Origin of the sequence: Paraburkholderia piptadeniae (assembly GCF_900007165.1) — a bacterium.
GTDB lineage: Bacteria > Pseudomonadota > Gammaproteobacteria > Burkholderiales > Burkholderiaceae > Paraburkholderia > Paraburkholderia piptadeniae.
Map to the genome: position 1 here is coordinate 46,339 of NZ_CYGY02000075.1, position 18,100 is coordinate 64,438.

The 18,100-nt window shown below is 61.8% G+C and carries 18 protein-coding genes; 11 read left to right on the top strand and 7 right to left on the bottom strand.

Going from position 1 to position 18,100, the window contains the following annotated elements:
- Positions 1–35 precede the first annotated feature (35 nt).
- From BN2476_RS35415 to BN2476_RS35430, 4 genes are all read right to left on the bottom strand, one after another.
- The gene (locus BN2476_RS35415) at positions 36–245 is read right to left on the bottom strand and encodes a hypothetical protein (protein WP_087738848.1); all 210 of its coding nucleotides are present in this window, start codon (positions 243–245) and stop codon (positions 36–38) included.
- An 842-nt stretch (positions 246–1,087) separates the two neighbouring features.
- Complete coding sequence (locus BN2476_RS35420) at positions 1,088–3,097, bottom strand: acyltransferase family protein (RefSeq protein WP_087738849.1); 2,010 nt, start codon at positions 3,095–3,097, stop codon at positions 1,088–1,090.
- Between the two features lie 524 nt (positions 3,098–3,621).
- Positions 3,622–4,020 (bottom strand): type II toxin-antitoxin system VapC family toxin, encoded by a 399-nt coding sequence (locus tag BN2476_RS35425; protein WP_087738850.1) that lies wholly within the window; start codon positions 4,018–4,020, stop codon positions 3,622–3,624.
- Positions 4,017–4,262 carry an AbrB/MazE/SpoVT family DNA-binding domain-containing protein gene (locus BN2476_RS35430; RefSeq protein WP_087738851.1) on the bottom strand — a complete coding sequence of 82 codons (246 nt, stop codon included), beginning with the start codon at positions 4,260–4,262 and terminating at the stop codon, positions 4,017–4,019. Before BN2476_RS35430 ends, BN2476_RS35425 begins: the two co-directional genes overlap by 4 nt.
- 406 nt (positions 4,263–4,668) lie before the next feature.
- On the opposite strand from BN2476_RS35430, the gene BN2476_RS46755 reads away from it, so the two are divergent.
- The 3 genes from BN2476_RS46755 (at position 4,669) to groL (ending at position 7,158) form a co-directional block, all read left to right on the top strand.
- Positions 4,669–4,815 carry a hypothetical protein gene (locus BN2476_RS46755; RefSeq protein ID WP_160111814.1) on the top strand — a complete coding sequence of 49 codons (147 nt, stop codon included), beginning with the start codon at positions 4,669–4,671 and terminating at the stop codon, positions 4,813–4,815.
- 352 nt (positions 4,816–5,167) lie between these two features.
- The gene (gene groES, locus BN2476_RS35440; protein WP_087738853.1) at positions 5,168–5,458 is read left to right on the top strand and encodes a co-chaperone GroES; all 291 of its coding nucleotides are present in this window, start codon (positions 5,168–5,170) and stop codon (positions 5,456–5,458) included.
- A 59-nt stretch (positions 5,459–5,517) separates the two neighbouring features.
- Positions 5,518–7,158 (top strand): chaperonin GroEL, encoded by a 1,641-nt coding sequence (gene groL / locus BN2476_RS35445; RefSeq protein WP_087738854.1) that lies wholly within the window; start codon positions 5,518–5,520, stop codon positions 7,156–7,158.
- Positions 7,159–7,485: 327 nt separating this feature from the next.
- On the opposite strand, the gene BN2476_RS35450 is transcribed toward groL, so the two are convergent.
- Both BN2476_RS35450 and BN2476_RS35455 read right to left on the bottom strand, forming a co-directional pair.
- Positions 7,486–8,511 (bottom strand): IS110 family RNA-guided transposase, encoded by a 1,026-nt coding sequence (locus tag BN2476_RS35450; RefSeq protein WP_087738855.1) that lies wholly within the window; start codon positions 8,509–8,511, stop codon positions 7,486–7,488.
- 280 nt (positions 8,512–8,791) lie between these two features.
- Positions 8,792–9,652: a hydroxymethylpyrimidine/phosphomethylpyrimidine kinase gene (locus tag BN2476_RS35455; RefSeq protein WP_087738856.1), complete on the bottom strand. Its 861-nt coding sequence runs from the start codon at positions 9,650–9,652 to the stop codon at positions 8,792–8,794.
- A 260-nt stretch (positions 9,653–9,912) separates the two neighbouring features.
- Here BN2476_RS35455 and BN2476_RS35460 point away from each other — a divergent pair, with 260 nt between their 5' ends.
- From BN2476_RS35460 to BN2476_RS35495, 8 genes are all read left to right on the top strand, one after another.
- Positions 9,913–10,083, top strand: coding sequence for a rubredoxin (locus BN2476_RS35460; RefSeq protein WP_004186709.1), 171 nt, complete (start codon positions 9,913–9,915; stop codon positions 10,081–10,083).
- Between the two features lie 433 nt (positions 10,084–10,516).
- Positions 10,517–11,926: a FimL-related protein gene (locus BN2476_RS35465; RefSeq protein WP_087738948.1), complete on the top strand. Its 1,410-nt coding sequence runs from the start codon at positions 10,517–10,519 to the stop codon at positions 11,924–11,926.
- Positions 11,927–12,189: 263 nt separating this feature from the next.
- Entirely contained in the window at positions 12,190–12,765 is a 576-nt protein-coding gene (locus tag BN2476_RS35470; RefSeq protein ID WP_087738857.1) for a YqgE/AlgH family protein, read from the top strand.
- Positions 12,762–13,202, top strand: a complete 441-nt coding sequence (ruvX, locus tag BN2476_RS35475) for a Holliday junction resolvase RuvX (protein WP_087738858.1) — start codon at positions 12,762–12,764, stop codon at positions 13,200–13,202. Before BN2476_RS35470 ends, ruvX begins: the two co-directional genes overlap by 4 nt.
- Positions 13,189–13,701, top strand: coding sequence for a bifunctional pyr operon transcriptional regulator/uracil phosphoribosyltransferase PyrR (gene pyrR / locus BN2476_RS35480; protein ID WP_087738859.1), 513 nt, complete (start codon positions 13,189–13,191; stop codon positions 13,699–13,701). The genes ruvX and pyrR overlap by 14 nt, the downstream gene beginning before the upstream one ends.
- Positions 13,702–13,896: 195 nt before the next feature.
- Positions 13,897–14,937 (top strand): aspartate carbamoyltransferase catalytic subunit, encoded by a 1,041-nt coding sequence (locus BN2476_RS35485; protein WP_087738860.1) that lies wholly within the window; start codon positions 13,897–13,899, stop codon positions 14,935–14,937.
- Between the two features lie 56 nt (positions 14,938–14,993).
- A complete protein-coding gene (locus tag BN2476_RS35490; protein WP_087738861.1) occupies positions 14,994–16,271 on the top strand; it encodes a dihydroorotase in 1,278 nt (425 codons plus the stop codon).
- A 61-nt stretch (positions 16,272–16,332) separates the two neighbouring features.
- Positions 16,333–17,184 carry a lysophospholipid acyltransferase family protein gene (locus BN2476_RS35495; RefSeq protein ID WP_087738862.1) on the top strand — a complete coding sequence of 284 codons (852 nt, stop codon included), beginning with the start codon at positions 16,333–16,335 and terminating at the stop codon, positions 17,182–17,184.
- Positions 17,185–17,200: 16 nt separating this feature from the next.
- Here the strand turns inward: BN2476_RS35495 and BN2476_RS35500 are convergent, their stop codons facing one another.
- On the bottom strand, positions 17,201–18,049 hold the full coding sequence (locus BN2476_RS35500; RefSeq protein ID WP_087738863.1) for a symmetrical bis(5'-nucleosyl)-tetraphosphatase: 849 nt from the start codon (positions 18,047–18,049) through the stop codon (positions 17,201–17,203).
- Positions 18,050–18,100 lie beyond the last annotated feature (51 nt).

Consider the following 18,100-nt stretch of genomic DNA (forward strand, 5'->3'; position numbering starts at 1 on the left):
GGTGCGACCGAAGGGATGTGCAGAACGAGGGCTAGCTAGATTTCCCAATCCCATTGCTGCTGCCCGGCTTGCTGCTCGGCCGCAAGGCGCCGGCTCCCCTCCTGAGAAATGACCACGTGGCTGGATGGTTCGATCGGCATGAGAACCGCTTTCTCGACATGCGGATTCGATGGAGGCTTTTTGCCTTCTCTCAGATACTCCGAGAAGGGTTGAAACTGACGGACAGCGTGAATGGCGTTGGTCATGATTCAACCTCGGAAGCTGCATCAGCAGATGCGTATAGCCACTTTGCCTTGATACGAAGCGTCTGGGTTTGATCTGGCAATCCTTCTGGAAAGTCTATTCGCTTCGATTCAAGGCACCTGTGCGCGATCGCACAGAACCCCGCGAAGCCTCTGCAAGACTGAAAAAGACTGAAATGGCTGATGAGGCCGGCGAAGCGGAGGGATAAGCGATGCATCGTTCGATGTCGATCGCGTCCGCGATTACGCGTTGTTCCGCCAACAGTAAGGAAATCGTTTCGCGTCCGCCGCTCTCCTGACGCGGATGATCAGGGTTTTCACGTAGGCGTCCGTGCCGTAGCGAAAACGAGAGAATAACGGTCCCTTCAGGCGGATCCGTATCTTTTTCTGATCCTGGCTATCTGCCGTAAACCCTTGTCGCAAAAGAGGAATCGATCGACGGGCGAAGCCGGTCAGCTACTGGCCGACGCCCTGCGTGTCGAGATTCACTGACCTTTGAACTCCTTGCGTCGCTAGGACAGGGCTTCCCGGGCGGGATGCTCAGCCAACTTTGAACCCGCGGTTCGTTTAAGTTTGAACTATCCGCGATTTGGTTCAGTGAACTTTGAATTTCCCGTTGCCGGTCACTCTGGGGAGCGCTGAGCTGCTGCGCTGTATGGGGCGCTCCTGCTGGGGATGGCCCCTTGATAGGCTCGAGTCGGACCGATCAGCGACGTGCGGACCTTTGTGTTCGCTATGCAATCAGATCTCCTCGCGAGCTACGCAAGGCGACAAGGCGATACAAATTTCACAGAGAACGTTTCCAAACACTGCGGCGACGAACGCACCAGATCAGCACCGTGACGCTATCGGGAAAGGACTTGCTTCAGTTCCTGCGGGTGCCGTTCCATGTATTTAGGGAATAGCAGTGAGCTACCAGCAGCGCTCAAGTGATGATAGTCGTCGAAGCGGTAGATCGGCAGTCCGTCGAAATTAAGCGAACAGACGCTCGCCGTGCAAGGCACGTCATACGTATGCATGATGTCGATCTGGGGATGAGCGTTCCGGAGCCGCTCCAGCATCGCCTGGATCGGCGCGTGCTGCTCCCGGGCAATCGAGGCATCGAACTGACAAACGTGGCGACTGACAGGGAATAGAAGATCGTTGTTGAAGTCGCAGTTGATGAGACCCATGGGAATCATAGGCACATCATTCATCAGGACCACGTGCTTGCCGGCCGCCGACAACTTCACGATCGTACTGGCCAGTTCCCGTTCAAGCTGTCCGGGCAAGAATCCGTGTCCGTTAGGACCAGCGTTCGAATCCGTAGATTGGTTAAGATAGTTTTGCCATGCAGCAGCCATAAAAACGGTCTTGATTTCTGGCCGTGCTATCAGGTACGCCAGCACGGCCTTGTCGTGATCAACGCACTTGAGATGGTCCTCAAGATACGTCATGTCGCCAGGTTTGGGCGGTTCGTTTTCGATGGGCGGACAGAGGGTCAACGCTACATCATGTATCGCCATACGCTCGGCCTTGCCAAGCCTGTCGAAGAAATAGACAAGATGATAAGCGTGCGAATCACCCCAAAGCACGGCCTTGTCGCTTGCGCCCACATCGCCGAGCGTGCAGGTCGCCTCATCGGTGATCTCGACGTGAGACCAGCACTTCTTCCCGCGTGGCATGTCAAACAGCGCATCACCTGACCAGCGTACGTCCTCGCGGATCTTCGTCGGGTACGCGAAAAGGAATCCGTCTGTCAGTTTGCCCGTACCGGCGAGCGCTCCCGAAACAAGCAGCGGCAGCAAGAGAAATCCCACTAGGGCGCGTCCTGTCGGCATGCTAGTTCGCCGAACTGCGCCCTCGACGTACAGATAGGTCAGAACAGAAAGTGCAAATGCCACGGTGATCGCGACTGCATAGCCAGTCGTTGAATCGAGATCAAGCCTGCGCAAGGCGAAATAGACTGGCCAGTGCCAAAGGTAGAACGGGTAGGAAACGCGGCCAATGAAGACGGCACCTTCGTTTGCGAGCAAACGATGAAGCGCCAAGGAGCGGCGGCCTGCATAGATGACCAGTAGCGTCCCACCGCAAGGACCGATAGCGCCAATGCCCGGAAAATGCGATGTCGTGCTGATACCGAGCACTTCCGCCAAAATGATCAAGAGACCGGCAAGAAACACTACATCGAAGAGCCGCGACTTTTGCGGCTCCTTCTGATGCTCGCGTATTGCTAGCAGCACTCCGACCAGAAATTCAAAAGCGCGGTACTGCGCGAAGTAATACGAGCCAGCCGTCGGCACGCGCGCAGCGGCCAAGGCCGAAAGGAAGGACGCAACAGTAAGAACCGCCAATGCTGGTAGCATCCAGCGCCTTGCCTTTCTGTTCAGCCAGAAAAGCAGCAGCGGAAGGACGACGTAGAACTGCTCTTCAACCGATAGGGACCATGTGTGCAGCAAGGGCTGATCGGCAGCTTTTGCGTCGAAATAACCCGTCTGCTTTGACAGATAGATGTTTGAGGTCATCGTGGCGACCGCAAGAATGTTCTTCGCCAGATGAAATGAGTCGTCGGGAAACGAAAAAAGAATGCTGAACGCAAACGTCGCAGCAAGGACAAGAAAAAGCGCCGGGGCTAACCGTTTTGCTCGTCGGGCATAGAAGCCGGGAAACGAAAATGTACCAGTCCGCAGATCCCCAAGAATCGAAGTCGTGACAACGAAACCTGAGATCGTGAAGAAAACGTCGACACCCGTGAATCCGCCCGCGAATGACGAGAATCCGGCGTGTGCGAGCGCGACGGAGAGAACTGCTACGGCACGTAGTCCGTCAATGTCGGAACGATAATGAGGAGACAGATGTCGGGGCGGGTGATTCACAAGGGTTCTCGCTTCAAATTGCGGCCCAAATCATATCAGGCTGTGGCGCAGCCCCTGGACCCGCTGCGCGCTCATTGACAGCGCGCGTCAAGGCCCCACGTGCCATCAATTCCGATGACATCGTCGTGCGATGGATTTGAATGGCTGCTTTTGGAAAGCGCGAATGTCCTTGTGGGGTCATTCACGGAAGAAGTTCCGCACGGCGAGAGGGAGAGCGAAATCGACGGTAGGCGACAATCTTCCCGTGTGACTAAGTTACCCTCAGGAACGAGTCACTGCTCGGTGCGCCAGAGGTCCGTCAGTAGCATGAGCACGCCGACGATCGCGACGAGTCAAGAGTGGACCGAACGTTTTACCTAGAGCCACATATGAAACGAAACGGCCCTGCATGGGCCACGACGATATTCGCGATCGCGAGAACGACGTAGAGCCCTCCTGCCCGGCCGTGAAGTCGTCTCCAAAACGATTCGCGGCGCGCGGCGATGCTTCCCGTCCTGATGTTTCCTGTATCAACGCGTGCGCGGTCACTTAATCAAGCGCATTCCTGCGACCTTCGAAGCCGCCACGTCGAAAGTGGTCGTGTACTCGCATCCGGCGACGTGCCCCGACCGCTCGATCAGACAATCCGCAAAGTCTCCCTTCGCAGATGCTGAGAAAATGCGAAGCGCCTTTCGCACCGTGTCAGCACCTTCAACGAGCAGCTCCTTGGTGCCGATCATCGAATCGATGATGTCCTTCATCTGCTCGCGCTCGACGCCATAGCAGCGCTCGAGCACCCATACCACCTCGACCAGCGCAACCTGAGAAACGTACCCCGGCCGCTCGGCCGACAGGGACTCCATCAGCGCCGTCGCCTTCTTCGATTGCACGGCATCGTCCTGGGCGAAGTAGCGGACCAGGACGTTCGTATCCAGTCCGATCATCGCGCGGATGCTCCCTGTTCCGCGACGGCCCGGTTCATGTCTTCGACCGACACCGGTTTAGCGGGCTTCTTCACGATGCCCTTGAGCGACGTGAGCGAGCGCGTGGCCGGATAAACTTCATACCGGCCCGTCGCCTCATTGAAGCTGAATTCGATCCGATCGCCGGACTGCAAGCCAAGCTGATTGCGCACGTCCACGGGGATCGTGACCTGGCCCTTCGAAGTGATAGTTGCTGCGGTCATGATGGTACCTCCAATATTCCTTACCTTAAGGTAAGGCAATAGGAAAGGCAAGGCCACCGGAAAACTGCCTGATGAACTGCAAACGATTGTCGGAGCCAGGGGCCGGCTGCGTCAGGATGCGCGCGTGCGCCAGCGGCACAAGGCGCGCAGCACGTTCATGAGCCGGATGACGGTGTTGACGCCCTGCACGAGCGCGGCCAACTGCAGCGTGAATGGTGTGGCCCGGTCCGACGACTCGACTTAACGGGCGGCCCCATGCGCCGCGCGATGCACCGGCAGATATAGAGGCCGGAGCCCGTGCCGCCCGTTAAGCCGTCGTGCGCGGACGACGGCCCAACTCAGCGGATCAAACAGCGTGGACAGCGCCGCGGCCGGAATCAGCGCGCCCGGGTTCGAGACGTCCAGCGTGAGCACATCACCCTGGCACTATGCGTCCACGCTGACGGGCCCCGTGCCGTACTGGACGGCATTCGTCAGCAGGTGTCGGGATACGACGCTGGCGCATGCCATGTCCGATGATCTGCTCCTCGCGGCGGGGCTCAGTGTTGGCTAAGCCTCTTGCTGCGCCGGGCGCCAAGGGTTTTTACTGATGTTGTGCGGGCTGCGTCATTGCGCATGAAATACGACGGGCGGGACGTTAAGGCTGCTGCGTCAGATGACGATGGTTCACGATAGTAAATTATTGTATTTGCGAGATATTTTCGTCTTCGACGGCACGCTCGAAGTTCAAACTTAAGTGAACAAAGTTCAGAGTTGGATGAACCTCGACACCCCTTCTTGAATTTGTAATTCCCCGTCCATATAATTAGCACTCACTGCACGAGAGTGCTAACAACTTCGCCGGCTGGCTCCGCCAGCTGGCTTTCCTCAGCGTACTTCAGTCCCAATCAAGAGAGGATCTATCCATGAACCTTCGTCCTTTGCATGATCGCGTGATCGTCAAGCGTCTGGATCAGGAAACCAAGACCGCATCGGGTATCGTGATCCCCGACGCAGCAGCAGAAAAGCCGGATCAAGGCGAAGTGCTGGCCATCGGCCCGGGCAAGCGTGACGACAAGGGCAACCCGATCGCGCTCGACGTGAAGGTCGGCGACCGCGTCCTGTTCGGCAAATACGCAGGCCAGACCGTCAAGGTTGATGGCAACGAACTGCTGGTGATGCGCGAAGAAGACATCATGGCCGTTGTCAACAAGTAAGCACTTGTTCCAGTAAGTACTTGTTCCGGTTCATTCTCAAGAATTCAAGGAGTTAGAAGATGGCAGCTAAAGACGTCGTGTTCGGCGATTCCGCCCGTGCCAAGATGGTTGAAGGCGTGAACATTCTCGCCAACGCAGTGAAGGTTACGCTGGGTCCGAAGGGCCGTAACGTTGTTCTCGAGCGCAGTTTCGGCGGCCCGACGGTCACGAAGGACGGTGTGTCGGTCGCGAAGGAAATCGAGCTGAAAGACAAGCTCCAGAACATGGGCGCGCAAATGGTCAAGGAAGTCGCTTCCAAGACCAGCGACAACGCCGGTGACGGCACGACGACGGCAACGGTTCTGGCCCAGTCGATCGTTCGCGAAGGCATGAAGTACGTCGCATCGGGCATGAACCCGATGGACCTGAAGCGCGGCATCGACAAGGCCGTCGCTGCAGCAATCGAAGAGCTGCGCAAGATCAGCAAGCCCTGCACGACGAACAAGGAAATCGCGCAGGTCGGCGCGATCTCGGCGAACAGCGACACGTCGATCGGCGATCGCATCGCTGAAGCGATGGACAAGGTCGGCAAGGAAGGCGTCATCACCGTCGAAGACGGCAAGTCGTTGCAAGACGAACTGGACGTCGTCGAAGGCATGCAGTTCGACCGCGGCTACCTGTCGCCGTACTTCATCAACAACCCGGAAAAGCAAGTCGCCGTTCTTGAAAACCCGTTCGTGCTGCTGCATGACAAGAAGGTTTCGAATATCCGCGATCTGCTGCCGGTTCTGGAACAAGTCGCGAAGGCTGGCCGTCCGCTCTTGATCATCGCTGAAGACGTCGAAGGCGAAGCGCTCGCTACGCTGGTCGTCAACAACATCCGTGGCATCCTGAAGACCGTTGCCGTGAAGGCTCCGGGCTTCGGCGACCGTCGCAAGGCAATGCTGGAAGACATCGCGATCCTGACGGGTGGTCAGGTCATCGCTGAAGAGACCGGTCTGTCGCTGGAAAAGGCAACGCTGCAGGAGCTGGGCCAGGCGAAGCGCATCGAAGTAGGCAAGGAAAACACGACGATCATCGACGGCGCTGGCGAAGCAGCGAGCATCGAAGCGCGCGTGAAGCAGGTTCGCACGCAGATCGAAGAAGCGACGTCGGACTACGACCGTGAAAAGCTGCAAGAGCGTGTGGCCAAGCTGGCTGGCGGCGTTGCAGTGATCAAGGTTGGTGCCGCGACCGAAGTCGAAATGAAGGAAAAGAAGGCACGTGTCGAAGACGCACTGCACGCAACGCGCGCGGCCGTGGAAGAAGGCATCGTGGCTGGCGGCGGCGTCGCGCTGATCCGCGCTCGCGCCGCAATCAGCAGCGTGAAGGGCGACAACGCTGACCAGGACGCAGGCATCAAGATCGTGCTGCGCGCGATGGAAGAGCCGCTGCGCCAGATCGTCACGAACGGCGGCGAAGAAGCCAGCGTCGTGGTGGCGGCTGTTTCGGCTGGCAAGGGCAACTACGGCTACAACGCAGCAACGGGCGAGTACGGCGACCTGGTCGAAGCTGGCGTCGTCGATCCGACGAAGGTGACGCGCACGGCGCTGCAAAACGCAGCTTCCGTCGCTGGCCTGCTGCTGACGACGGACGCAGCTGTCTGCGAACTGCCGAAGGAAGATGCACCGATGCCTGGCGGCATGCCCGGCGGCATGGGCGGCATGGGCATGGACATGTAATTTCCGGCAATGGGAATACATGCGGGAAGCGCGTCGCGAGGCGTGCTTCCCAAAAAACAAATCTATGGTCCCCTCCGTTTTTGCAACACTGACTTTCGATGTGTGATTGGCTTGCCTAAATCTATCCGGCGTCGTTGTGGGGATTACTCCCCGCGCCACGATGAGAGTCGCGCCTGACAGTCCTTAAAAAGACCGCGGCCTCGAAGGCCGATTTTTGTGGCAGGTTGTCCGTCAGGCCGTTGTGCCGTTTACGTCATCAAATTTCAGCGGTCGCAAAACCAGTTGGTGATTCGTCACTTCGTTTCAGCAAGATAGGGCGTCGGCGGATCAGGCAGGTCCGCCGGTCGGCTCCGGGTTAAAGGTTGCATAGTGGGTTGCCAGCGCCCATGCCGTTCGAGCGAGCTTGTTTGCCAGCGCGCAAGCCACGACGTTCGAGTGCCGTCTGGTGAGCATGCCCCGGACCCAATCGGCAAGCCGGCCCGTTTGCCGCTCCAGCCGCTGCATATAGGAACGGGCGCACTGCACCAGCAGGCGCCGGAGATTCTTGTCACCCCGTTTGCTGATGCCCAGCAAATTTGATTTGCCTCCCGTACTGTACTGGCGGGGCACCAGGCCGATGGACGCAGCAAAATCCCGACTGCAGCCGAACTGTTTGCCATCCCCCATCTCCGCCGCCAATACACTGGCCGTAATGGGGCCAACGCCGGGGATGCTCAGCAGACGCTGACCGAGATCGTCGGCGGCGAGTTGCTGGGTGATTTCCTTCTCGATGGCCGTAATTTGTTCGCCGAGATACTTGTAGTGTTTGTGCAGGCGTTCAAGCGTCGTGACCAGGTGCGGCGGCAATGAATGCTCTTCTAGCACGGCGGGCAGACGCGTGATAACCGCCTTGCCCTTGGGCAGGCTGATGCCAAATTCAAGCAGGAAGCCGTGGATCTGATTGGTAGTCTTCGTGCGATCGCGCACCAGCGACTCGCGGACCCGGTGCAGGGCGGACAGCGTTTGCTGCAGCTCCGTCTTTGGCGTCACAAATCGCATGGACGGGCGGGATGCCGCTTCGCAGATCGCCTCCGCGTCCACGAAGTCGTTCTTGTTGCTCTTGACGAAGGGGCGCACGAACTGCGGCGAAATGAGCTTGACCTCATGTCCGAATCCAGCCAGCCTGCGTGCCATGTAATGGGCTCCAGCACAGGCTTCCATGACCACCGTACAGGCGTGAAACGTGGCAAAGAACTCAACCAGTTGCTTGCGGCTCACCTTCTTGCGAAACACAGCTTTACCTTGCTTGTTCTGGCCGTGAAGATGAAACGAATGTTTGCCCAGATCGATTCCAACCAGCGTCACGCTATCCATTGATGGTCTCCAGAAAGAAAAACACCCTACAGCGTAACCCGCTCGTAGGGTGGAGGGGACCATCTCATTAAGACCCGCAGCGATGCGGGTTTTTTGTTTGCGCTTCCGGCAGGCAAGCCATGTTCTGGCCGCCGCGATGCCGATTGCTTCAGCGTTGTTTCAACAGAAAGATCCGACTTGCCAATTCGTGCTTGATTATCGGGTTGATGCGAAAGCAGTGATGTGGACGCGCCCTCCGCAAGCTGCGAGCGGAGGGCGGAAAATGACGGAACCCAACAGGTCAGTGCCGTGCCTCGCCCGGCGGCGGCTCCTTGCCTCCGGCAAGCGGCACGTCTTCATCGCTGCTGCGTGCCCAGAAGAAGCGGTCCGGCAGGTAAGCGCCCATACCCGGGCGAAACGCGGCCTGCGTCGCCTGGAACAGATACTCCTGCGCTTCGCGCACCGCTTCGGCGGGCTCCTGGCCGTTCGCCAGCAGCGCGGCGATCGCGGCGCCGAGCGTATCGGTGATGCCCATGACGCGCTGCTGGGCGCGATCCCACATGTCCTGCCGTATCTGGCCTTCGTCGCTGAATAGCGTATTGACGAGCCGGTGCGTGCCCGTTTCCGTCGACAGAATGTATTCGCAGCCTTGCGCCAGAAGATGCGAGATCGCCGCATCGAGCGTCGGCGCTTCAGCGTCGCCGTCCGGCTGCGCAAGCGCGAGTAGCGCTGTGGTGTCGGCGACGAGCAGCGTCGTCTGCGGCGCGAGCAGATCGGCGATCGCCTCGCGCAACTCGTCGGCGGCGAGCACGTGTTCGTCGTCGAGCGTGAAGTCGGGGGCGAGAATCAGCGGGATGTCGTCGTAATCGGCGACCACTTCGGCGATTGCGCTGACCACTTCCGCGCGCGTTGCCGCACCGACCTTGAACGCCGCGATGGGCATGTCTTCCAGCAGCATCCGCGCCTGGGTCGCGACGACTTCCGGGTCGAGCCCGGTCACTTCGTCGCAATTCGCCGAGTCGCGCACCGTGTAGCCGGTCAGCACGGACACGCCGTGGCAGCCCATGCTGGCAAGCGTCATCAGGTCGGCTTGCAGCCCGGCGCCGCCCGTCGGATCGGAGAGGCCGAAAGTGAGAACGATGGGAGGGGTGTCGCTGGCCATGAAATCTTTGATGAGTCGATAAGCGGGGCGTTCGTGGGCCGTGGGCGCGCGAGGCGCCGATGGGGCCCGCAGACGGCTCAATTATGCGGCTTTATATCGGCAGCCGGCATTTTTTCGCATCAGCCGGTCTGTCCCATCATAGATAAAGCGGCCACGGGGCCGCTCGGAGCCGCTCGGGCCCCGCATCCGCTAGGCATAGGGGCGGCAACACGGTACCATCATGGCTCCCGTTTCCACGGACTTTTCGACGCGACTCAAGAATGGAATATAAGAGCTGGATGTGCCTGATCTGCGGCTGGATCTACGACGAAGAAGCCGGTTTGCCAGAGGAAGGAATCGCGCCGGGCACGCGCTGGGAAGATGTTCCCATCAACTGGACCTGCCCCGAGTGCGGCGCGCGCAAGGAAGACTTCGAGATGGTCCAGATCTGAGCGACCCATCGTTCGGCGACGGGCGGCGTTTGTCCATCGCGTGAAGTGAAAGGGCGCAAGACTCGAATTGCATGTTTTCGCGCGGGATGGAACATCCGCGCACACGCGGTGTCGCAGGTAACGCGTCACCGGGCTTTCATTGCGCTTTATGGTGCGCTATTGCGCCTGATTGTGGTTTTGGTCCAGCAGGTGCCGTCTCGTCGGCGTCGACGTTTGCCGACGATCGCCGAAATGCGCGATGGGCGCGCTTGCCGTCTCGCGTAGCCATCGCCGCCAGGCTGTCGCATCGCGTCTTCAAGTGATCAAAAGACGCGGCGCCGTTTCCGGCCGGGCGTCCGATGGCCCTGCGGTTGCTTTACTTTCGCCACTGCGGCAGTTCGGGCGGCGCCTTGCGGGTGCACGCCTGACATGCCGGCGTTCCTGCAGCCTGCTCATGACTCCTCGATCCGCATCGCCCGATACGCTCGACGCTTTACCGAATCCCCGCGGCGGCGCCGTCCGCCCGGCGGAACAGGCCATTGCCGACGCCCTCGACGCCTTCGACGAGCGTCGCGACATGACTGCGCAGCTGCTCGTCGCGGTGCGCGCGCTGCGCGAGGCAGGCTGGCTGGCCGCGCAACGTTTTACCGACGCGCTGTTGCTGGTGTCGCCGATGGCCGCCAGCGGTCTCGCCGACGAGGCCCCCGTGCGCGCCACGTTCGGCGCGGCGTTGCGCGCTTTTCACGCGGCGCTGGAGCGGCGCAATCTGCGCGAGCTGAGCTGCTCGCCCTCGTTGTTCTCGCACTACCAGGCACTCAGCACCCATATCGCGCAGCACACGCCCGGCTACAGCGTCGCATTCGAAGACATCGCGCTGGCCGGCCGGCCGATTCCGCCCGTCACGCTGCGCTCGCAGCCCGCGGCGCGTCTCGCGCATGCGCGGGCCCGCTACGAGCAGGCGCTGCTGCCCGTGCTGCGCTCGAAGGGCAATGTCGGCACGAGCGCGGTGGCAGGCGCCGTCAACGCCGCGCTCGTCGATCTCGACGCATGTCTTGCCGAACTGACGGGCCCCGATCCATACGACTTCTGGCGTCTCGCGTCCGCTTGCGCCCGCGCTTTCCGCGCACGCGGCCTGCCGATCGAAGACGCCGAAACGCGGCGTTTCTATGCGCGCTGCAATCTGGCGCTCGCGGACGCGGCGCGGGGCATCCCCCTCGCGCCGCGCTCGCTAGTGCGCGCGACGCTCGCGCTTTTGTGGCGCGACTACGCGCTTTTCGGCGCCGCCGCCGAAGACACCGAACACGTCGAATTGCTGCGCGACTACGGTCTGACGGTGGACTGGCATGTCGCGGGCACGCAGGCGTCGGAGGCACTATGGGAGGCGGGCGCGCACCAGGCCGAGGCATTGGCCGCGCAGGCCGCGGTGACGCGCGAGCTGGGCGTGCTCACGGTCAATGCCAACGCCTACGAGGACTTCTTGCAGACGGCCGATGGCGCGATCGTCGCGCTGACCGACCATGCGCGCGCCGCGGACAACCCACAGAAGGCCGACCCAAGCGCCGCGCTGCAGGCGGGCGATGCCGCGTACCGGCTGGGCGCGGCGGCGTCCGCGCTCGGACTGGGCCAGGTGGCGCTGCTCGCCGATGCGCTCGGGCTTGCGTGGCGTCGTCGCGCGCACGCTGGCGTGTCGACGCCCGCGGTTCGCGCACATGTCGCCGTCGATGCGCCCGGCGCGCCTTCGCTCGAAGCCGCCGCCGAGGCGCTGCGCGCGATGTTGCATAAGGTGGCGGCGGGTGTCGCGCCGCAGTCCGCGACGACCGCTCTCTCGGCGCTCACGCACGCGATCGAGCAGGGCGTCGCGTAGCGAGTCGAAGCTCACGCGGGTTGAATGGGGACGGTCACTTGTCCTATGCCATTCGCCGCGCGATAGCGCACGTTCCTCTTGCCCGGCGAGGGCGAAGCGCGTGATAGAGTGCAGTTTCATGAACTGCGGTTTTTGCCGGCCGCGCGCCGATGCACAGAGGCTGCGCACAGGTTGCAAGCGTGGCGCGCTGTACGATCCGGCAGGCCTCCGTGTATGAGGCCGGAAGCCCGCAGTTGCGCACCGTCTTTGCTAAAATTCGACCTATGCCCAAGAGTAACGATCGCATCAATCTGACCAACCAGTTCCTGATCGCCATGCCGAACATGGCGGACCCCACGTTTTCAGGAACGGTGGTCTACCTTTGCGATCACAGCGAGCGTGGCGCGCTTGGCCTCGTCATCAACAGGCCAACCGATATCGACCTTCAGGCGCTCTTCAATCGCATCGATCTCAAGCTCGAAATCGAACCTTTGCTGCATGTTCCCGTGTATTTCGGCGGCCCCGTGCAAACGGAACGCGGCTTCGTGCTGCATGACGCATCGGAAAGCACTTATACGTCGTCGATGCAGGTGCCAGGCGGGCTCGAAATGACCACGTCGAAAGACGTACTGGAAGCCGTCGCGAGCGGCAAGGGCCCGCAGCGCTTCCTGCTGACGCTCGGTCATGCCGGCTGGGGCGCGGGCCAGCTCGAAGAAGAAATCTCGAAGAACGGTTGGCTCACCGTTCAGGCCGATCCGAAAATCGTGTTCGACGTGCCCGCCGAAGACCGCTTCGAAGCCGCGCTCGCACTGCTCGGCATTTCGTCGTCGATGCTCTCCGGCGAAGCGGGTCACGCATGAGCGACATAGCCGGACGTGAAGCGACGCTGCTTGCGTTCGACTATGGCGAAAAACGCATCGGCGTCGCCGTCGGCAATTCACTGACGCGCAGCGCGCGGCCCCTCGTCGTTCTGCAAAACCGCAATCGCGAATACCGTTTCGAAGCCGTCGGCAAACTGATCGACGAATGGAAGCCCGATGCGCTCGTCGTCGGGCTGCCGATGCATCCCGATGGCACCGCGCATGAACGAACCCAGCTTGCCAAGCGCTTCGGCAATCAACTGAACGGGCGTTTCAATCTTCCCGTCTCGTGGGTCGACGAGCGCTATTCGTCCGTCGAAGCGGAGGCGGGCATCCGCAGCGGGACGAGACAGGCCGGCATGCTCGACGCCGAAGCTGCGTGCATCATTCTTCAGCAATATCTGGACGGACTTTCCGACGATCATGAGTTCCATTGACGCCGAGGCGTTTTATCGCGCCGTGCTCGAACAGATTCGCGCCGCATACGGCGACGCGCTCGGTGGTCCCGACGGCGCGGTGCTCGCCGGCATCTACAGCGGCGGCGCATGGCTCGCCGAGCGGCTCGCCAAGGACCTGAACGTCGCGACGTTCGGCGTCGTCAACGTCGCGCTGCATCGCGACGACTACGCGAAGAAAGGTCTGCACACGCAGGCGAGCCCGACTTCGTTGCCGTTCGAAGTCGACAACCGCCGCATCGTGCTCATCGACGACGTGCTGTACACGGGCCGCACCGTGCGCGCCGCATTGAACGAACTGTACGACTACGGGCGCCCCGCAGCCGTCGAACTCGCCGTGCTCGCCGACCGTGGCGGGCGCGAGTTGCCAGTGGCCGCGGGCTTCGTCGGCGGCACGGTCGAAGTGCCGGCGAATGCGACGCTCGTGCTCGCGCGCGATGGCGAACGCTTCACGTTTCACACCGAGCCGCGCGTGGATTGAGCGCGCTCGCGCGAGCAGGACGGCAACATCCGAAGCAGGGCATCGAAAATGTGGCGCGTATAGCGCACGTAGCATGCCACCAGCGCGAGCACAGGTCGAAAGAGATCCATACCTCGCAGCGGCATCCGAAAAGCGGCACCGCAACGCAACACACCAAAGCACCACCCGCAGTCCCAAGTCTGATTCAGGAACACCATGAACACGCCCAACCCGGTTTCCCAAGGTTCCACCGATTCGAACGATAGCGCGGCGTCAGCGGGCCGTTTTCGCTACGGTTTCCTGAAGGGCAATCCGCAGCTCACGAAGAACGGCGAGCTGAAGCATCTGCTGACTATCGAAGGCCTCCCGCGCGCGATCGTCAGCCATATTCTCGATACGGCCGAGCAGTTCGTCAGCGTGACCGACCGCGAGGTGAAGAAGGTGCCGCTGTTGCGCGGCAAGTCGGTGTTCAACCTGTTCTTCGAAAACTCGACGCGCACCCGTACCACGTTCGAGATCGCCGCGAAGCGGCTGTCGGCGGACGTGATCAATCTGAACATCAACGCTTCGTCGACGAGCAAGGGCGAGTCGCTGCTCGACACGATCAACAACCTGTCGGCAATGCATGCCGACATGTTCGTCGTGCGCCACGCATCGAGCGGCGCGCCGTATCTGATCGCCGAGCACTGCGCGCCGCACGTGCACGTGATCAACGCCGGCGACGGCCGGCACGCGCATCCCACTCAGGGTCTGCTCGACATGTACACGATCCGCCATTACAAGCGCGACTTCACGAATCTGCGCGTGGCGATCGTCGGCGACATTCTGCATTCGCGCGTTGCGCGCTCCGATATTCACGCGCTCACCACGCTCGGCGTGCCCGAAGTGCGCGCGATCGGTCCGCGCACGCTGTTGCCGGGCGGTCTCGAGCAGATGGGCGTGCGCGTGTTCCATAACCTCGACGAAGGCCTGAAGGACGTCGACGTCGTCATCATGCTGCGTTTGCAGAACGAGCGGATGAGCGGCGCGCTGCTGCCGTCGGCGCAGGAGTACTTCAAGAGCTGGGGGCTGACGCCCGAGCGTCTCGCGCTCGCGAAGCCCGATGCGATCGTGATGCACCCGGGCCCGATGAATCGCGGTGTCGAAATCGATTCGCAGGTCGCCGACGGGCCTCAATCGGTGATCCTCAATCAGGTGACGTTCGGCATCGCGGTGCGCATGGCGGTGATGGGCATCGTCGCGGGCAACAACGACTGATCCGCGGACAGTTCGCACAACCACATCAGGCACAGGCAGGTAACAAAAGGCAGCGCATGAAGATCCATATTCAAGGCGGCACACTGATCGATCCGGTCGCGGGCACCGAACAGCAACAGGACGTATTCATCGCGGCGGCCAAGATCGTCGCGCTCGGCAGCGCGCCTGCCGATTTCAACGCGGCAAAGACGATCGACGCAAAGGGCCTTTATGTGGCGCCCGGTTTCGTCGATCTGTCGGCTCGGCTGCGCGAACCCGGCTATGAGCACAAGGCGACGCTCGAATCGGAAATGGCCGCGGCGCTCGCGGGTGGCGTGACGACCCTTGTGTGTCCGCCCGACACCGATCCCGTACTCGACGAGCCGGGCCTCGTCGAAATGCTCAAGTTCCGCGCGCGCAATCTTAATCGCGCGCATGTGTATCCGCTGGGCGCGCTGACGGTCGGCCTCAAGGGACAGGTGATCACCGAGATGGTCGAGCTGACGGAAGCCGGCTGCGTCGGCTTCTCGCAGGCCGACACGCCGATCGTCGATACGCAGGTGCTCCTGCGGGCGCTGCAGTACGCGAACACGTATGGCTATACCGCGTGGCTGCGTCCGCAGGATGCCTATCTCGCGAAGGGCGGCGTCGCGGCGAGCGGACCGCTCGCGTCACGCCTCGGTCTGTCGGGCGTGCCCGTATCGGCGGAAACGATCGCGCTGCATACGATTTTCGAACTCGTCCGCGTGACGGGCGCGCGCGTGCATCTGTCGCACGTGTCCTCGGGCGCGGGCGTCGCGCTCATGAGCGCGGCGAAGGCTGAAGGCCTGCCCGTCACCTGCGACGTCACGATCAATCACGTGCATCTGATCGACATCGACATCGGTTATTTCGATTCGCAATTCCGGCTCGATCCGCCGCTGCGCTCGCAACGCGACCGCGAGGCGATTCGCGCGGGTCTGCTCGACGGCACAATCGACGCGATCTGTTCGGACCATACGCCCGTCGACGACGACGAAAAGCTGCTGCCGTTCGCAGAGGCGACGCCGGGCGCAACGGGGCTCGAACTGCTGCTGTCGCTGACGGTCAAGTGGGCGGATGAGGCGGGCGTTTCGCTCGCGAAGGCGCTGAATCGCATCACGGCCGCGCCTGCCGACGTGTTGAAGCTGCCCGCTGGCCGCATCGAAGCCGGCGCAACCGCCGACCTGTGCGTGTTCGACCGCGGCGCGCATTGGCGCGTCGAGCCTCGCGCACTGAAGAGCCAGGGGCACAACACGCCGTTCCTCGGCTACGAGCTGCCGGCGCGCGTGCGTGCGACGGTTGTCGGCGGGCAGGTTGCGTTCGAGCAGCGCTGACAAAGCCGGGCGTTGGCAGAGAAGCGGAAAAGAAACGGAAGGTAAGCGGAAGACTCCAATCATGAAGCTCGCATTTCGCAAGGTTCGGCTGGTCGTGCATCTGCTGTGCGGCATGTGGACCGTCTGGACGCGTTTTCCTCGTGCGACTGCGCAGCAGCGTCTGGAACTGAATCGCGCCTGGTCGGTGCGTATGTTGCAGCTGTGCGGCATGCGCCTCGTCGTGCACAACGATGGCGTGCGGCTCGATGAAGGCGTGCTGGTCGTCGCGAATCACATTTCGTGGATCGACATCTACGTGATCAACGCGTGGCGGCCGACGCCGTTCGTATCGAAGGCGGAGATCCGCAGGTGGCCGATCGTCGGCTGGTGCGCGCAGCAACTGGGCACCGTGTTCATTCAGCGCGAGAAGCGCAGCGACGCGAAGCGCATCATGCACGAACTCGCCGACCGGCTGAACGCGGGCGAGCTGATGTGCGTGTTTCCGGAAGGCACCACGTCCGACGGCACTCAACTGCTGCCGTTTCACGCGAACATGTTCCAGGCGCCCGTATCGGCGTCACGCCCCGTGCAGCCCCTTTGCCTGATGTACGAGGATGCGCAGGGGCGGCAATCGACGGCGCCTGCGTATATCGGCGAGATGTCGTTGGGTGAATCGCTCGATGCGCTGTTGCGCGGCGGCCCGCTGACCGCGCATGTGTATGTCGGCGCGCCGCTCGCGCCGGGCGCCGACCGGCGCTTGCTGGCGGCCGAGGCGCAGGCTTCCGTGCGAGCGGCGCTCGCCGCGTTGCAAGACCCGGAAGCTCGCCGCGCCGGACAGATCGCCGATCGGACTCAGGAGTTCATCGATGCGAGCGTGGTTCAATCAAAGGAACCGCTGGGTGGTTCGGACGTTGACCTGACGCGCCACGCGTAACGGTTCAGGGCGCCAATCAGTCGACGACGGCGCGGCAGCCTTCGCATTCCACCTGTGTGACCGTGCGTTCGGCGGGCGACTGCGCCAGCCGGACGGCCGTCAGTTGTTCGCCCCATACACAACCCGAATCGAGTCCGATCAGGTTGTCGCGCATCATCAGGCCGAGCGCGGCCCAGTGTCCGCAGACGATCGTGATGTTCTCCGTCTTGCGCCCAGGCACGTCGAACCACGGCATGAAGCCCTTCGGCGCAGAGTTGATGCCGCCGCTCGACGAAAAATCCATTACGCCATCGACATTGCAAAAGCGCATGCGCGTGAGCGCGGTACAGGTGATGCGCAGCCGGTCGAGGCCTTTGAGGCCCGGCGTCCACTGGTTCGGCTCGTTGCCGTACAGCCCCGCGAGCGTCTCTTTCCAGCTCGGTGCGCGCAACGCGCGTTGCAGGTCGTCGGCGAGCTCCATCGTCAGATCGACATCCCACTGCGGCAGCACGCCAGCGTGCACGAGCAGAATGTCGTTTTCGTAGTGAGCGAGCGGCCGGTGGCGAACCCAGTCGATCAGGTCTTCCGCATCGGGCGCAGCCAGAATATCGTCGATCGTGTCCCCTTTCTTGGACCTGCGGATGCCCGCGTACACGGCGAGAAGGTGCAGGTCGTGATTGCCGAGCACGGGAACGGCGCGATCGCCCATCTCGATGATGTCGCGCAGCGTTGCAAGCGATTCGCCGCCACGGTTGATCAGGTCCCCAGCGAACCACAGTGGAGCGTCGGCAGGCGGCGCCGCTTTGGCGAGAAGCTGCTGAAACTGTGTGCGGCAACCTTGCAGATCGCCAAAAGCGAGTGCAGGGGGCTTCAGGAATGCTGTCATCGTGTCGATATTCCAGTGTGTCCGATTGTCGGAAATATTGTGCGGTTGCTA

Excerpts from the sequence above, each read along its gene's own strand:
- BN2476_RS35415 (WP_087738848.1), bottom strand. The coding sequence starts at position 245 with ATGACCAACGCCATTCACGCTGTCCGTCAGTTTCAACCCTTCTCGGAG.
- BN2476_RS35425 (WP_087738850.1), bottom strand. The coding sequence starts at position 4,020 with ATGATCGGACTGGATACGAACGTCCTGGTCCGCTACTTCGCCCAGGAC.
- BN2476_RS35430 (WP_087738851.1), bottom strand. The coding sequence starts at position 4,262 with ATGACCGCAGCAACTATCACTTCGAAGGGCCAGGTCACGATCCCCGTG.
- groES (WP_087738853.1), top strand. The coding sequence starts at position 5,168 with ATGAACCTTCGTCCTTTGCATGATCGCGTGATCGTCAAGCGTCTGGAT.
- groL (WP_087738854.1), top strand. The coding sequence starts at position 5,518 with ATGGCAGCTAAAGACGTCGTGTTCGGCGATTCCGCCCGTGCCAAGATG.
- BN2476_RS35450 (WP_087738855.1), bottom strand. The coding sequence starts at position 8,511 with ATGGATAGCGTGACGCTGGTTGGAATCGATCTGGGCAAACATTCGTTT.
- BN2476_RS35455 (WP_087738856.1), bottom strand. The coding sequence starts at position 9,652 with ATGGCCAGCGACACCCCTCCCATCGTTCTCACTTTCGGCCTCTCCGAT.
- BN2476_RS35460 (WP_004186709.1), top strand. The coding sequence starts at position 9,913 with ATGGAATATAAGAGCTGGATGTGCCTGATCTGCGGCTGGATCTACGAC.
- BN2476_RS35465 (WP_087738948.1), top strand. The coding sequence starts at position 10,517 with ATGACTCCTCGATCCGCATCGCCCGATACGCTCGACGCTTTACCGAAT.
- BN2476_RS35470 (WP_087738857.1), top strand. The coding sequence starts at position 12,190 with ATGCCCAAGAGTAACGATCGCATCAATCTGACCAACCAGTTCCTGATC.
- ruvX (WP_087738858.1), top strand. The coding sequence starts at position 12,762 with ATGAGCGACATAGCCGGACGTGAAGCGACGCTGCTTGCGTTCGACTAT.
- pyrR (WP_087738859.1), top strand. The coding sequence starts at position 13,189 with ATGAGTTCCATTGACGCCGAGGCGTTTTATCGCGCCGTGCTCGAACAG.
- BN2476_RS35485 (WP_087738860.1), top strand. The coding sequence starts at position 13,897 with ATGAACACGCCCAACCCGGTTTCCCAAGGTTCCACCGATTCGAACGAT.
- BN2476_RS35490 (WP_087738861.1), top strand. The coding sequence starts at position 14,994 with ATGAAGATCCATATTCAAGGCGGCACACTGATCGATCCGGTCGCGGGC.
- BN2476_RS35495 (WP_087738862.1), top strand. The coding sequence starts at position 16,333 with ATGAAGCTCGCATTTCGCAAGGTTCGGCTGGTCGTGCATCTGCTGTGC.
- BN2476_RS35500 (WP_087738863.1), bottom strand. The coding sequence starts at position 18,049 with ATGACAGCATTCCTGAAGCCCCCTGCACTCGCTTTTGGCGATCTGCAA.